The organism is Bartonella sp. B1099 (genome assembly GCF_944801835.1).
In the GTDB taxonomy this organism is placed as follows: domain Bacteria; phylum Pseudomonadota; class Alphaproteobacteria; order Rhizobiales; family Rhizobiaceae; genus Bartonella.
Genome location: NZ_CALYLN010000001.1, coordinates 1 through 16,101, shown reverse-complemented (window position 1 = coordinate 16,101; position 16,101 = coordinate 1). Strand labels below are relative to the sequence as shown.

12 protein-coding genes and 2 pseudogenes are annotated in these 16,101 nt (G+C 36.1%); 6 read left to right on the top strand and 8 right to left on the bottom strand.

Annotated features, from left to right (window positions below; genetic code table 11):
• Positions 1-590: 590 nt before the first annotated feature.
• The 5 genes and pseudogenes from NNJ73_RS00070 to NNJ73_RS00050 all read right to left on the bottom strand — a co-directional run bounded on the left by NNJ73_RS00070 (position 591) and on the right by NNJ73_RS00050 (position 9,811).
• On the bottom strand, positions 591-5,558 hold the full coding sequence (locus NNJ73_RS00070; RefSeq protein WP_254492174.1) for a type ISP restriction/modification enzyme: 4,968 nt from the start codon (positions 5,556-5,558) through the stop codon (positions 591-593).
• A gap of 615 nt (positions 5,559-6,173) precedes the next feature.
• Entirely contained in the window at positions 6,174-7,751 is a 1,578-nt protein-coding gene (locus tag NNJ73_RS00065) for a YfjI family protein (protein ID WP_254492173.1), read from the bottom strand.
• Positions 7,752-7,757: 6 nt separating this feature from the next.
• Positions 7,758-8,147, bottom strand: coding sequence for a toprim domain-containing protein (locus tag NNJ73_RS00060; RefSeq protein WP_254493174.1), 390 nt, complete (start codon positions 8,145-8,147; stop codon positions 7,758-7,760).
• A 103-nt stretch (positions 8,148-8,250) separates the two neighbouring features.
• Positions 8,251-8,451 (bottom strand): AlpA family transcriptional regulator, encoded by a 201-nt coding sequence (locus NNJ73_RS00055; protein ID WP_254473274.1) that lies wholly within the window; start codon positions 8,449-8,451, stop codon positions 8,251-8,253.
• Positions 8,452-8,661: 210 nt separating this feature from the next.
• Positions 8,662-9,811 (bottom strand): annotated as a pseudogene (locus tag NNJ73_RS00050) (tyrosine-type recombinase/integrase).
• Between the two features lie 236 nt (positions 9,812-10,047).
• On the opposite strand from NNJ73_RS00050, the gene NNJ73_RS00045 reads away from it, so the two are divergent.
• From NNJ73_RS00045 to NNJ73_RS00020, 6 genes and pseudogenes are all read left to right on the top strand, one after another.
• Positions 10,048-10,911, top strand: a complete 864-nt coding sequence (locus NNJ73_RS00045) for a hypothetical protein (protein ID WP_254492172.1) — start codon at positions 10,048-10,050, stop codon at positions 10,909-10,911.
• Between the two features lie 284 nt (positions 10,912-11,195).
• The gene (gene ssb / locus NNJ73_RS00040) at positions 11,196-11,618 is read left to right on the top strand and encodes a single-stranded DNA-binding protein (protein ID WP_254492171.1); all 423 of its coding nucleotides are present in this window, start codon (positions 11,196-11,198) and stop codon (positions 11,616-11,618) included.
• A gap of 54 nt (positions 11,619-11,672) precedes the next feature.
• Entirely contained in the window at positions 11,673-12,167 is a 495-nt protein-coding gene (locus tag NNJ73_RS00035) for a hypothetical protein (protein ID WP_254492170.1), read from the top strand.
• A gap of 93 nt (positions 12,168-12,260) precedes the next feature.
• The gene (locus tag NNJ73_RS00030) at positions 12,261-12,518 is read left to right on the top strand and encodes an AbrB/MazE/SpoVT family DNA-binding domain-containing protein (protein WP_254492169.1); all 258 of its coding nucleotides are present in this window, start codon (positions 12,261-12,263) and stop codon (positions 12,516-12,518) included.
• Entirely contained in the window at positions 12,518-12,850 is a 333-nt protein-coding gene (locus tag NNJ73_RS00025; RefSeq protein ID WP_120122258.1) for a type II toxin-antitoxin system PemK/MazF family toxin, read from the top strand. Before NNJ73_RS00030 ends, NNJ73_RS00025 begins: the two co-directional genes overlap by 1 nt.
• Before the next feature lie 83 nt (positions 12,851-12,933).
• A pseudogene (locus NNJ73_RS00020) lies at positions 12,934-13,083 on the top strand (ribbon-helix-helix protein, CopG family); the annotation flags it as partial.
• A gap of 26 nt (positions 13,084-13,109) precedes the next feature.
• Here NNJ73_RS00020 and NNJ73_RS00015 read toward each other — a convergent pair.
• From NNJ73_RS00015 to NNJ73_RS00005, 3 genes are all read right to left on the bottom strand, one after another.
• Positions 13,110-14,264, bottom strand: a complete 1,155-nt coding sequence (locus NNJ73_RS00015; protein WP_254492167.1) for a hypothetical protein — start codon at positions 14,262-14,264, stop codon at positions 13,110-13,112.
• A gap of 555 nt (positions 14,265-14,819) precedes the next feature.
• Positions 14,820-15,143: a helix-turn-helix domain-containing protein gene (locus NNJ73_RS00010; protein WP_254492166.1), complete on the bottom strand. Its 324-nt coding sequence runs from the start codon at positions 15,141-15,143 to the stop codon at positions 14,820-14,822.
• A gap of 1 nt (position 15,144) precedes the next feature.
• Positions 15,145-15,495 (bottom strand): type II toxin-antitoxin system RelE/ParE family toxin, encoded by a 351-nt coding sequence (locus tag NNJ73_RS00005; protein WP_254492165.1) that lies wholly within the window; start codon positions 15,493-15,495, stop codon positions 15,145-15,147.
• Positions 15,496-16,101 lie beyond the last annotated feature (606 nt).

Genomic DNA, 16,101 nt, shown 5'->3' with positions numbered 1-16,101 from the left:
AGCATGTGATCCTTTAAAGCCTTTCAATAGAAAGGGGGTATAATCATAAGAAATGCTATTAAAATTATTATGGTTATGAGTTTTGGAGGTTTAGGGGGTTTTGGGTGTTCTTTTTACACCCCCTCTATATATATTTTTTAATCAAAAATAAAAGTTATTATATTTCAATATGTTAATATTTCAAATAAACAACCTATATTAAACACAATACGTAAATACAATCTTTAATATATATTTAAGAGGGTTTTGTAGGGGTTTTGGGGGTTTTAAACACTGTCAAAACCTATAGATAAAATTCTCTTTAAACAAAGCTTTTGAAAACAATAAAGCTATCATTTGAGATTACGGTATAATCTCTTAAAAGCAATCCAAAAGAAGTGTATTCTATTTAAGATGGGATTTCTTAAAAGTCTTAAAGCAATCCAAATAAGAGTGTTTAAAAGTGCAAAGCTTCTTTTTTTAGAATAACGCATGATAAATTATTTCTTTTAAGATTGTATCTAATCAACTTAATAAAAGAGGTATAGATTATAAGGCTCTATACCCCTTATAAGATAGCATACCCATTATATGAGCATACCTTAATAAGTCTATTCAGTTTCTCTAATTTCTAATTTTGGTAGGTTCTTAACAATCTTCATTGTCTCTAAACTTACAGTAATAACCCTTTGAAACAATTCTAATGGATAAGCAGGGTTTCCAACGGTCTCAACAGCATAGCGATTGGCATCATTAATAATACCACTTTTTTTATCAGTCTTTACGCATTGACGCCCCATAACCCATTCAAGAGCAGGCTTGCCATTGACGATATACTCATAAGCTTCAAGAGGGATATCTGTCATTGTAATGTTGCTGTTATAAATAACTGTCGATTTATCCTTTTCCTTACTATTCTTAACTTTTGCGAATTTCATTTCTGTAACGTAGTAGAATTTTTCTGGATTAGAGATATCAGTTAATTTTGGATTGCCTTTTTTAAATGTGACTGGATAAGGCTCCACATCTTCATAATTCACATGCAAATGACCCAGTTCACGCCCTGCTGTAACAAATTTCCAAAAATCATCAACACTCTTTACACAAGGGATACGAGGCAATTCTTTAGAGAGGTTATCAGCATAACGGGCACGATAATCTTCCGAATGTAAAATTCCGTAAACATAATAGAATAAATCATCCTTTGTTATATTCTCATTTGGATAAGCCGCTTTAAAATGGGCTAGACCTTCATCCGTAATGGCATCATGCCTCTGTAAACCAGTTGTGTTGTTTTCCTCTGTAGAAATTAAAAATAAATGGGATTGTTTCTCACTTTTATTTTTTAAAACCGTAGTGTCTTCATAAATATAGCGTGGAAAGCATTGGCTTTTTTCTATTGAATCCAAGTTAGGTACATCCTTAGTCATAAGTACAGAAAATCCCTTCATTGCTCCTGTACCTGTAATTTGTATGACTTTATTTTCAACCACTTGTTCTATAGGAAATATGCGCGGCATTTGATAAACCATTTCATTGAAGATACGATTATAATAAAGCCACTGTTGTGTAAAAGGACGATACAAACTTTGCGTAAGGCATGCCTCTTCGAAGTTGAAAATCTTTCCTTTTAATAAATCTTGTTTAAGAGCACGGCTCCAACTGATTTTTTTTACATCTGAATTGACAAAATTATTTACAGCCTTTGTACGTTCTTTATGGTCAGCATGTGGATAGATCTCATTAAAACGTTCTACTTCACGGTTATAGAAAGTAATCATATTACTCATGTTGTTAGCTAAAGCTTTACGGCTCGAATTGTATGCCCAAGCATCACGGCTGGTCGTGATACCGCAAGAAAAATTTTCAAAAAGCTTTTTATTATTTCCCTTCTTATCACCTAATGCTAGGAATGTTTTAAAGTTGTCATCACGTTGTCCAAGCCAATCACCATGTTCATCTGGTATAATTATTTGCCAACCTTGTTTACTTCGTGTAATACTGTCAATGCTACTAAGGGATTCAATTATCGTAAGTTTTTCTTTTCTTTTAAGATAATCTCCAATGTCACGAAAATATATCTTACCACGCTGTTGAGATTCTGGGTTTTTGACGAGAATGGAAATAGCAATGGGAGCTCGAGATCCTTCTCCAAAAATTCCACCACTTTCTTTCTTACGTTGTTCTCCAGAAGTTCGTGCATTCCCCCGCAAATGGAAAATATAAAGGCTGCTAAATTCTTCAACGAGACACTTTCGCAAACCATCCATAGATTTCGTATCTACAAAACTTGCATTTGTCACAAAACCAATAACACCACGGTCTTTTATACGATCACTAGCCCAGCGGATAGCGCGGATATAACTGTCATAAAGATTTCGCATATTGGTTGCCTTAGATTGATCCGCATAAGTTTCACGAATACGGTCATCTAGTATGGGATAAGGACTATTCTTTGCATTATCGTTTTCATTTTTTTGTCCTACCGAATAAGGGGGATTGCCAAAGATAACTTTGATATTTAGATTTTTCTGGTGTTCTAAATATTCGCTGTTTTCTTTGAGTATGCCGTCTATCAAGTTTTTTTCTTTAAGCATCTGAAAGGTATCGGTCAAACCAATATGCTTAAAAGGAATGTACTCTCCTTTCATAAGACTATGATAGGTCGATTCAATGTTAATGGCGGCTATGTAATAAGCCAGTAAAACAATCTCATTAGCATGAATATCATGACGGAACTTATATTCCAGATCCTCTAGTTTGATGAGATTGGATTGTAACAACCGTGTGATAAAGGTACCAGTACCCGTAAAAGGGTCAAGAATAGAAACACCACGTGACCCTAAGCTTTTCCCAAATTCATTGCGCAAGACATCATCAACAGAGTGAATGATAAAATCAACAACCTCAACGGGGGTATAAACAATTCCAAGCCTATCCGTGGTTTTCTTAAAAGCTTTGGCAAAAAAATCTTCGTAAAGTTTGATAATAAGATTCTGTTTTGCTTGAGGTTCGGTAATCCCTGCTGTACAGAACGTGATACTTTTGTAGAATTTATCAAGATCTTTTGCTTCTTCCTCAATATTGGTTTTATCCAGTTTCGCTAAAATCTTTTCCATGGCTTGAGAGATAGCATTGTTCTGTACAAACTTATTGCCATCAAACAAAGCTTCAAACACGGGACGCGTTACAAGATGTTGGGCTAACATCTCAACAGCTTCTTCTTGTTTGATTTCACTATTTACGTTGTTTTTTAGTTCCTTATGAAAGGCATCAAAAGCATGAAAAGTTTCACTCTTTTCGTCCACAAGCATATCTTTAAGACGATTGATATGGTTTTGTGCAATCTCAGCAACATTGCCAGCCCATATGCCCCAATAATCCGTGATTTTAAAACTATCCAGAAAAATTGTCTTGATAAAATCAACAAATTCAGAAGGGCGGAATAATTCTCCTTGCTCTGTAGTCGATTGAGAGTTGCTTGCTGCTGTTCCAATAACATGTCCAGAACTTTCTCCTTTTGATTGTATCTGGACCTCATCAACTGTTGTGGTGAGTTCTTTTAATTCATTGTCACGCTTAATCTCTATAATCTCAATCGTATGGCTGCTATCTTGTCCTAAAGACATTTGATTAATCGTTCGAGCCAGCCTCTCATCATGAGAATGTAAAGCATTCAAAACTTGCCAAACAACATGGTACTTCTTATTATTCCGTAAAGCTTTTTTGGCTTCTAAATGCGAGGGAATGATAACAGGTAAAATGATATAGCCTGTCTTTTTTCCCTTGGCACGACGCATCACACGCCCCACCGCCTGTATCACATCCACTTGGCTATTGCGCGGGTGTAAAAACATGATGGCATCAAGAGCAGGAACATCAATCCCTTCTGAAAGACACCGAACATTGCTTAAGATCCGACAAACATTGTGACCAGCATCTTGTTTCAGCCAATCCAATTCTTCATTGCGTTTTTTGACGCTTTGCTTTCCGTCAATATGTCTTACTTCACAATTCAAAAAGGGTACATCTTTAAGGAAATCATTGATATGAGATTCGATAATTTTATTGAAGAGCTTTGTGACATATTTAGAAGTATTGATATCTTTGCAAAAAGCTAAGGCACAATGCATGGGCTCTGTATCATCATCATCAACAGCTGCTTCCTTATCTATTTTAGTCAGTGCTCTATAACAGCCAATAATTTTTGCCGCATCATCTAAATCAATTTCACGGTCTTCATTGGCAATAATCTTCTGTATGGCTGGTGTGATATAGGTTTCATCAATGCCTAAGACCACAATCTTGTAAGGGGTTAAAAGTTCATTCTCGACAGCTTCAGTGAAGGTATAATGATGGAGTTGTTTTCCAAAAAGCGCTTCATCATCCATGGACGCCAAAACGGCATTAATCTCATCAGCCCGTCTTTTGGCAGTCTCACTAAAGATACGAGGCGTTGCTGTCATGTACAGACGTTTTTTACCTCGAATAATGCTGTTATCATGAACTTTGACAAATTCAGATTCATTGTCATCAGTTCCCAATGAAGCACCAGTCGTACGGTGTGCTTCATCACAAATAATCAGATCAAATTCGGGTAAATCATATTCCTTTTGCGCATCGGAAATCACTTGAATGGAATGATAGGTTGAAAAGATGACCGTCATTGCCTCTGCGAAGTTTTCACAAGCTTCTTTGGCAAGGGCTTTTGCATCTGTTGTAGCAGGAAGAACAAGATCTGATGTTTCCATGCCAACCATGTCATCTTGGTTTTTACGACGCTTTCCTACTTTTGTATCCGAACACACCGCAAAGGAACGCAAGGGAATTTGTGTGTCCAGTGTCCATTCACGGATTGTTTGTGAGACTAAAGCAAGAGAAGGCACCAAAAACAACACACGCTTGCCTTTTCCCGCTATGGTCTCTGCTATCTTAAGGCTTGTGAACGTTTTGCCTGTTCCACATGCCATAATTAGCTTGCCACGGTCTGCTTCTTTTAAACCTTCACAGACTTTCTTGATGGCTTCTTTCTGATGGGGACGAGGTTCTTTTGTAACTTTCAGAACAACTTTTTGTTTTGTTGCAAATATTTGCCAATCTATACGACTGTTTTCCATATGACGAAGGTCAATGCGATAAACGGGTATCGCTTGTCCTTTAATCATGGCATTCACATTGTCACTTAATTCACTTTCAGTGCTATCAACGAGAAGGCGATATTTAAAGATGTCTTTTCCAGAGGCTGCGATAAAGCTATCAATATCCTTTTTACTGATCTGATGGTCTGCTTTATAAAACTTACATTGAATAGCCACATAGCCTTCTTGATTGCGAAGTTTTGCAACCAGATCAATGCCGATATCATTTTTATTCCAATCCTCACGCTCTTTAGCCCATTCAAAATAGCTTTCAACCTTTTCATAGCGTCCATAATGGATAGGGTCATGCATAAGATATTTGCTAATAAAATCTTCAAAAATTTTTCCCTTTTTAGCATTTGAAGTTGCTTGTTGACGATAATATTCCAACAGAGAACGTAGCGTGACGTGTTTATTATCAGACTTAACAGATTGCAGCATATTACAATAAAAATCCCTTGCCTTATAAGATGATCAATAACCATCAAAAGAATCAAAACGAATTCAATTAAATGCGTTTAAAACAAATATCGATAAAAATGGGAAAAAACTGCTAAAAAGCCGATAATTTTTTCAAAAGAGTTTTTAAAAGGATACTTATCAACAGCCTATGAGAAAGATCAGATCAGCAAAATAGTGAAATTTGCTATTCATTTGATGTGTTACTCAAGACAAATTCACTATGGGCGCTTAAAATATCATAATGATTATTTTGATAAGTTTTATAAATCATTGAAAAGGGTATTTGTGTCAGTTCAATTTACTGACAGATAACTGACAGGTTTTAATCAATTTACATCATTGGTTATTTTTAAAGATTGCACCATTGATATGAGTTGTGTTTTAAAGTCATTAATCTATTGAAATATAATAACTTTTATTTTTGATTAAAAAATATATAGAAAGGGGGGGCTAAAAAGAACTGACAAGACTGACAGCACTGACAAAACTCTTTTTACAAAGTCATTCAGATCATTTTTTTTGGAAAAAAATTACTTAATGAGAATGCTATAAAAAGAGTTTTGTGTGATTGTTTTAAAAACTTCAAAAGAGGTGTTATTGTTTTATGCTGTTGTTTTTGACCAAAGGATGCCATTCATAATAGGCGCTAGGGTGTCCACTTGTCTGATGTGTTATAAACTTTTTTCGCAGGTGATTAGAACGACATAAAAGCTCTAAAGCTTGCTTCACAGCTTCTTTATCTTTTAAAGAACTCCAACATCGTCTATAGATATCCCTTGCCGTAAAAACATCGGGTAAACAATCACAGCGTTCGACAATCAATTTTGCACGCTCTGCTGTTAATGTATCATGCGCCGCATAAAGACGTTTTGCGTGACTTATCAGATATTTTTCCCAACACAATGCTGTTGTGATGGCATAGAGTCCAATTTCAAAACGCCCACCTTCACACAGTTCAAAAATCAACGCAAGGGTTGGGATAGTTTTATCCATTTTCAAAAGATATGATTGTAAACTTGTAGAGAATTTTCCCCCTTTGATCGTTCTTTGAAAATTTTCCCACCATTCACGAAACATCTCTTGAGCTTCAGAAGAAAAGCGTATAGTCATGGGGTGTTTTGGTGATCCTAAAGGTTTATCATAAAGAGAACGAAAGACCCCTTGATAGTTTTCCCATGCCTTTTGATTGGGAGGTCTATCAACCCAGTTACGCTCTTTTCGTTCATCAGGAAAGACCAGCATTTGAAATCGTTGTAATAAACCGTCATCGTTTATTCCACGGTGCATGGCTTGAATGAGTGGAATAATTCGTGAAGGTTGAATGCCCCCAATGACAGAAAGGGTTGCATTAGGAATAAAAATGGTTCCACGCTCTATACGGTCATAGGTAAATTGATCATCTCCATTAAAAGCTGTTAAATAGAAAGAACGGTCTGTTTGATATTCCTTTCTCTCCAAATTGGCTAAAAACCCAGATAATTCATCACGGACCATTAAGAGACCACGGGGGTTTTCTTTTAACAATTCCCCAAGCTTTTCGACGGTCACATCATTGACAATAAAACGCGAGACATCATCATCATGAGCACTGTCTTTAGAGAGCGTTTCAAACAAGAGAGCACGGGCTGTTTCACACTCTCCTTTTTTAAGCGCTTTATTGGCTTCTCTTTCCTTTTCTCTCTTGTCTAAACTCTCTAGTCTTTCTTTCTGCTTTAACCACTCTTTATACCATTGTTTTTGAAGGCACGTGATTGGAGCTAAAGCGGCTTTCATGGCTGGTGTTTTATATGTTGACGATTGACCAATAAGAGCGCCCCAGAGATTAGGAACAATAGTCCAATCATCATATTGTTTTGGAGCAACTCGCACGCCATTACCAATCACAGCAGCCAAACCACATAAAGCAGAGACAGCCATAAAATCGAGAGGGGCTTGTTGACGCTCTGAAACGTCATAAATATAGTCCATGAATGGCATTGGGAGCTGTAATGGATTAAAAGGTTCGACGGGTAAGAGAGCCGTAGCAATCGGTTTTAATTCCCCCCAACCATTTTGTTGCAAGGCTTGTTCATAAGGAATGGCTTTTAAACAAGTATTATCGTTTAAAGAGGCATTATCGTTATCATTGACGGGGGTATTCTTCTCTAAAATATTTTTATTATCTTGTTTCATATTACTTTACCTTGAATGATAGAGAAAATCGTTAAAATCGGTTCCTTTTGGAGCTTGCATGATAAAGACCTCAAAGCCTTGGCTATAAGCACGCTTTGCTAAAGTAAAATCTGCTTTACGACCCGCATCATCTGCTGGTTTTTGATCTGTTTTGCAGCCATTGGCTTTTAAAAAGGCTTGTTTCCCAAGCAAGCCAATTCTTCTAAGCGCTTGTATGATCTTTCTAAAAGAACAGCCAGCATAACAAGTGAGTAAGAGACGCCCATCATGTCCATTGGCAATGGATAAACTAGGCAATTGATCATCATGGGCTGGACAACGGGCAAGTCCATAACGCCCATGCCAAATCCCATGCAAGGCACGTGTAATGCCCTGCACATTCGTAAAAGAAAACATATTTTTTGATCCTATAATGATTGCATCATAGGACGGACTCTGCACTTCATTAACTTCGTGTGAAAATGAAAAGCCTTGTCCATCCTTATGTGACAAGGTTTTTTTATGCCGCATCACTTTGACGTTGCTGTTTTGCTTGTTCGATAACATTGGTAAGATCCGATTGTAACCAACGGGATAAAAAACCAAATTTTAAAGGTTTTGGAAGAGAGCCATTGGTCACATGACGGCGGAAAGTTGAGACACTCATATGAAGCAGTTTTGCACTTTCACGGTCTGTTAAAAGAATATCATTTTCTATCATACTAAAATCCTTTCAAATATTAAAAAATGAGAACAAATCATGCCTATTTATTAAACACATTTTGGTTTATTTTTGAAGGTATTTTATTCATAGAAAACAGTATTTTATTATACATTTTCTCATGTGATAATTTATGAATTTTATTGAGAGGGAATGAGAGAACAGAGAGATAAAGTTATCCACAGATAATGGGGTTATGCACCCCATATCTTAAGATTGACCTGTGACATAAGCCGCCCATTTATCCATATAAACACGGCGCTGTTCTAAATAATCTGTACGACGATAAGCACGTTCCACTTGCCCTCCAACTGTATGACTTAGAATGGTTTCAGCGACTTCATAGGGGGCATCGGTTGTTTCAGCAAGCCAATCGCGTAAACTAGAGCGAAATCCATGCGGACGTGCTTCAAGTCCAATCTGTTGCATATAGTGTGCCATACACTTATCAGCAAGAGGACCACGACCGGTTGCAGAAAAAAAGAAATCGTTGCGAGAAAGCAAACGCGCTTGTTTTAAAATGTCTAATGCTTCTGATGATAAAGGCACGCGAAATTCTGTTGTAGCATCACGTCTACCTTTCATATTCTCAGCAGGGATAGTCCAGATATCACCCTCAACTTGATCTTCACGAATATGACGCAAGGAATTGGCACGAACCCCTGTAAGGATAAGCAAGCGCAAAGCCAGTTGTGTTAGGGTTGTTTTTTCGCAAAGTGTTTTATAAAAAGCCGGTATATCTCTCCAATCCATGGCTGGTATATTTTGTGCTTTATGGAGTTGCTTTCCTAAGAGAGCGCGTGCTTTTTCTGTTGCTTGTAAATCAACATTCAATCCTAAGGCAGCCGCATGTTTGAGACAAATATTAAGACGATTCAGTGCTTTACGCGCTGTATCAGCTTTTGTATGCCAGATAGGGGCAAGGGTATTGCGTATCTCTGTTTGTGTAATCTCAGAAACGGGCAGACAGCCTAATTTAGGGAGAATATAAAGCCGCAAAGGTGCAAACCAATGTCCATCTTTCCCATCCCCTTTTAATTCAGCTTTACGACTTTCAAAAGTATCCAAAGCGATATCTTTTAAATAATGGAGATTACGCATTGCTTCACGCTTTTGTTTTTCACGTTCTTTAATAGGGTCACGCCCATCATGTAAAACAGAACGCCATTGGTTTGCCAATTCACGGGCTTTTTTTAAAGAGACATGTCTTAAGGCACCCAAGCCCATTTCACGACGGCGCCCGTGAATGGTATAACGATAAAGCCATTGAGCACCACCATCTTTAGCCGGCACCATCACACTATTTGCCAGCTCCCAATGTTGCGACAGATCTTGCATTAAGACGGTTCATAAGAGCCATTTTTAGTCCTTTCTTGTATAAATTTTACCCACACGCCAGCCCCGCTTGTGGTGTGCAAGCAAGTGATTTTTATTGATTCAATCTGAGAGGGTTTGGAATGCGAAAACCTTACTATATTCGGGTCTCTAATTCAATATGAAAAACAGTGAATTATCTATATAAATCAATGTGTTGCTAGCAACCGACGCCCTTGTAGGGTGTCAATAGAAACCTCATTACGATAAGGAAACATTCCAATGAAAAAATATGAAATTACAGACAGAACAAAACAAGTTTACGATATTGAAACTCGTCAACCTAGAAACCTTTATCGCATTCGTGCTTTAAGAGATTTTGATGATGTCAAGACTGGTGATCTAGGTGGCTTTATTGAAAATGAACGCAACCTATCCCATGATGGGGATTGTTGGGTTTATGATAATGCTATGGTTATTATGAATGCTGTCATTTCTGAAAATGCAAAAATACGTAATGACGCTGCTGTTGCTGATAATGCCAAAGTTTATGGCAATGCCAAGATTTATGGAAAAGCTAAGGTTTATGGTAGCGATACCCGTGTTTATGGCAATGCTCATATTTATGATAATGCCAACATTTGTAGTGACGTGTGGTTTCGTAACAAGGGGCGGATTTATGGCAAGTGCGTGGTTAGTGATAATGCTAAGGTTTATGGGGACGCAAAAATTTGTGGTCAAGTTTGTGACAATGCGGTGGTTTATGGCAAAGCCTTTATTTGTATAGAGGCAAAAATTTATGACGATGCAAAAGTTTGGCATAGTGCTCATGTAAAGGGCTCTGTTTATGGCAATGCTAAAGTATCAGGATCTGCTTATGTATACGAGGGTTCTCATATTTTTGATAATGCTAGGGTTTATGGCAAAGCGCTTGTTTACAAAGATGTCAAGATTTATGGCAACGCCCGTGTTTATGAGAATGCTCGTATTTATGGAAAAGTAGAAATTTATGATGATGCATGTATTTCTAACAGGTCTATTATTGCAGAGGGTGTGAAAATTTATGGCAATGCCGTTATTAATGGTAAGCAAAAGATTTGTGATGATATTGACGGTAGTGAACAAACTTTAGATAAAACAGCCTAAATAAGGGGCTGAGGGTTGCCTTATAGAAAAAAAGCCGCGTCTTAAATGGGTGCGGCTTTTGTTTTGCTATAAAAAACAAATGAAAATGCAAGCGATTAAGTGATGTTAAGTTAGTATTAACAGCGTATATTCAGTTACTTATAACTGTTTTTTAACAAAATTAATGCCGTTCATAGCGATAATACTTAAAAAATGTTGTTATCTTATTGAAATAATTGAAAAAATAAACAAATTATGATAGGATTTTACGTATATAAAATGCAAATCAAATGGAACTTACAAACATGTTGAATAAAGTGATCTTAATTGGCTATTTAGGGGCAGATCCCGAAAGCAAAACAATGAATTCTGGTGTTGAAGTCGTCAATTTTCGGTTGGCTACTTCTGAGAGCTATACGGATAAAAATACCAATCAAAAAGTAGAGAAAACTGAATGGCATTCCGTGGTAGTTTTTAATCCACATTTGGCAAAAATTGCTCTTCAATATTTACACAAAGGTTCAAAGGTTTATGTAGAAGGAAAATTACAAACCCGTAAATGGCAAGATAAAAACGGTATTGACCGCTTCACAACAGAGATTGTCTTGTCACAATACAAAGGCGAATTGCAGTTGCTTGATGCAAAAAAAGAGCAATCCACTCCTTCATCTATCGCTTCAGGTGCTGATGATTATGGCATATCTGCTCATGACAGCATGCCGTTTTGATTTAAAGATATAGCAAAAAGAAAAAAATGTGAGTTTCCATAGATGAGGGGATGTATGAGAAAGCAAGATGCTTACATTTCACAAGTAACAGTACGTCAAGATCCTGTTAATCAATTGGCAATTGAAATGCGTGCAAAGCGCTTTGGTTTGACCATAGAAGAGGCTAAAAATCCGCTTTCTGGTACTTATGTTGGGCGGCTGTGTTTAAAAGGTGTGCTTACCCAAGATCAGTATGATGCTGCGCAAAAATATCTTGAAGTGAGAAATGACTATTCGTGTGCAAAAGGTTTGCCAAGCGCTATTTATGACGAAATGCCATCATCTTCTGATGACAAAGCAAGAGAGAAGTGGGTTGAACGTGCAACAGAGAAGTTTTCAAATATACAAGAGGTGGTAAGAGAGGCACAGCGTCTCTATAGACAGTATAATCTTTATACGTCTTTACAATATCTTGTTGTAGAAGAGCAAGAGATACCACATCTTGTAAGTTCATTGCGGATTGCTCTGAATGCTCTCCAGAAGTATTTTGACCAAAAAAATAAATGGTAAGGTTTTACTGGTATTTTTATTAAAGCATTAAAAGCTCTTGAAATAGCTTATAAAATGTTATATTTTTATATAATATTTTAGAGAGGGCGTTTTATGCATACAACAAAATTACGTAAAGTTGGAGGGTCAGTGATGCTTTCCATACCGCCAGCATTGCTTGATGTTCTCCATCTTACAGAAAATACGCAAGTTGGTTTGGCTGTTGATAATGGGCAATTGATTGTGAAGCCACAAACATTTCCAAGTTATACTCTTGATGAATTGCTAACCCAATGTAATCCGTCAGATGATTTTGTAGATGAGGACTTGGAGTGGTTTGATGCTAAACCTGTTGGTAGAGAGCTCTTGTGATGAAGCGGGGCGAAATTTGGCTTGTATCTCTTGATCCATCTTCTGGCTATGAGCAAAAAGGAACGCGTCCTGTACTGATTGTATCACCAGAAGCGTTTAATCGTGTAACGAAAACACCCATTGTCTTACCTATTACAAGCGGAGGAAATTTTGCTAGAACAGCAGGTTTTGCTGTCTCATTAATGGGAGTAGGATTGCATACAACAGGCGTGATACGTTGTGACCAGCCACGTGCTCTTGATATCGGAGCGCGTCAGGGTAAGAAAATGGAAACAGTCCCTCCCATGATTATGAACGAAGTTCTTGCTAAGCTAGCAACATTTCTCACGTAGTTTCTTGCAGCATGGCGTGAAACGTTTTTCCGTACAATACGTTGTATTTGTATTACACTGAACACAAATATGAGGATTGTGTTATGACAATATCTATTCGTTTACCAAATGATCTTGAAACACGTTTGAATAATTTAGCTGCTAAGACAGGACGTACAAAGTCTTTTTATTTGCGTGAGATTATTGAGCGTGGAATAGAGGAAGCAGAGGATTATTATTTAGCTTCACTTGTCCTATAAGTCTATTCCAATAGCTTAACCTATAATAGTATTGATTTAATTCTTTCTATTGCTCCTAGTTGATAAGCCCTCTCAAATGTTGGAATATCTTCAGAATTTTGTAGATTATCTTTTTCTTTATACTCATTTAGTCGCCATTTTACCTCGTCGGCAGAGCAATCCTCATCTAAAGCAATATATCCTTCTGTAACAGCTTCAAGAAGACTCTTATAATAAATAAACTTTTTTCTTGCTGCTTTATAAATATCGGAAATGTTAGTTAACAACACTAGAAGTTCCTTTTTACAAATTAAAAGGGATTCGTACTTAGGGACCAGATGGTATGGGAATTCTAGTATCTCTTCTATCTCTTCATATTCTGTATTTTTAGATATATCACGCCAGTAGATTTCCATAGATGTTAGCTCTTTATATACTCCTTTAGATTTGTCTTCTTGTTGTTGTTCATACAGAGACGCGATCATATCATCAACTACATATAGCCACCAATGCAACAACAACATTGTAGGTTTATGACATGTTTTTTCTGTAAGTGGATCTATGAACTTTTCAGCAACTATCCCACTTTTTTTCATTAGTCGCATTGCTTTTAGATAAGTTTTCTTAAAAATAGGGTGGGTGTGCATCATTAAAGCGTTGATTTTTTCGTTGTACTCAGGAGTAAGCTCTGTTTCTAGAGCTTTCTCATAGAGAGACGATATTTCTTTATATTCTTGAGCACAGATATCTTTTATGATGGGATGGTGGTGTTTACAATCTTCATCTATCATCATTGGATGTTTTATTCTTAGTATATCCCTTTCCCAAAGCCTAATTTCTGTATTCCATTGCTTAATCCATTTTTGCGATATTTCTTGATCCTTCTTTAAAAGACTTCTATCCGATTTCGTAATTTGTTCTTTGTATATTTCTATTTCTCGATCTTTCTGTTCCTGAAGTAACTCGAATTGTTCTTCATAGTCATTTATTCTTAAATAGCTCCTAAAAGACAGTAAAGTTGCTATTATTAGTAATATGTTCACTGAGAATTCAAAATATAAAAACACATCGATTATTATGATTAATAAAATCGTATTTTCAAATCCTACATTCCAACCTTTTTCTCCTACCTTCGAGATGTGGTAGATCATATGTGCTGCTATTAATATTCCTCCTATGACTATGATTATTTCCATTATTTTTCCCCTCTTTTTAGCAGTTCTCAGTTTTGTAATTGATTCGTTTAGAAGATACAATTGTGAGTGGTTAGTTGTTAAAGATACTAGATTTAGGCAAGAAAATAAAAAAATATACAATATCGTGATTTTTTTTGTTGACATGGTGTAAATAATGGTGTTTTATAGCGCTGCTGTAGTGGTCGAATTGCGTCCAAAATTACAGTAGATCGTTTTTTGTTAAACCCCTTTTATTAAATTGGCATGATTAATGAGAGCCCTGCGTTTGCGGGGTTTTTTGTTATCTGGAGAAAATATTGGATGACAACAGAAAATACAGAGGTGATTTCGCAGCCAAAAAGAATGCCACCGAAAGCAGGGCAAGGGCGTGTCAAAGGGGTACCGAATAAGAATACACATTATATCAAAAAAACACAATAAAGTCAATATGTTGAGTTCAATTATTTTACATGAATCCACTTAAGAATCCACACTTTTATACGTGTTTAATTTGACCATTTTTTATAAACAATTGCCACGTATGAATAGACTATAAAAAGTAAATCATAAAGAGGGTTAAGAGGCAAAAACAACTTCAAACTGTCCTTCAAACGTTTTAACTTTTTCCGAACTCACAACAATCTTGATATCATTTCCCAATTTTGCCAAACATTCAAGCATTTTCATTTCACTTATCCCTCGAAATTCTCCACTTAAAAGTTTAGACAATTTTGGTTGCGTCATTTTTAAAAGTTGACTAGCTTGCTTTTGTGTTAAGTTCTTTTCTTTAAGAATTTGACTAATCTTATGTGCAAGTTGCGCTTTAATTAGCATCTCTCTAGAATCTGAAAAGCCAAGATCCGCATAGACATTGGAAGTACCGTGAAAAACATTGACCATTTTAATTTCCTTCTAATTGTTCTGCTAACTTGAGACGTTCTTTAATCAAGTTGATATCTGGTTTTGGGGTTGCAATGCCATGGGTCGATTTTTTTTGGAAACAATGCAACACATAAAGAGACTTTTTATATTGTACCGTATAAACAGCACGATAAGTTCCTTGAATATCACGTTCGATAATTTCTAGAACATTGGCAGATCCAAATCCCTTGAGAACCTTAACATTTTCTCCTTTATCTCCTATCTGAGCAAGATAAAGAGCATAACCAATCCTTTGTTGAATAAGATCTGAAAAACTTTTTATATCTTTTCGTGAAGATCCAAGCCATATGATACGTTTTATTTTACTCATAATTGTTAATATACCCATATGGGTATAATTTCAAGTGCTTATTTAATAATATGAAAATTAGAAATGCTTTATTCTAAAATAATGAGTTCGAATTTAAGCTGGTTAATTTGCAAAGAAATTAGGTTTTAATGAAAAGTGAAAATACGCTTATAAGAACCTCTTTAAGTGAATGTTTAAACGTTTGAAACATAAAATGAGATTTTTATAAGAAACGCTTAAAACCTCTTTTTATAACAGTTATCACTTAGTTATCATTTGCTCTTAAGAACGTCTTATTTACGAAAAAACAAAAATCTAGATTTCACAGCAGAGCAAATCTTAAAACTTAGGTTCTAAAAAGCGTTTGTTTATTTGTCTTATGAAAAGCTGCTTTAAAAAACCAACACGCGTAAATGTAAAAACGGATTTTGTTATAGACATTTCACTTAATACATATTTGCTTTTGATTGGTTTGATAAACCTACCAAGCGTTTTAATACGTTTTTATTTTAGAATGTCAGTTATTTGAATTCACTCAACTCAATTTTGAGCTTAGTAGTATATTAAAACGTTTTAAAGAAGCATTGTGATTATGTGCTTTATTTCAAATGAATCTCTTTAAAGAAA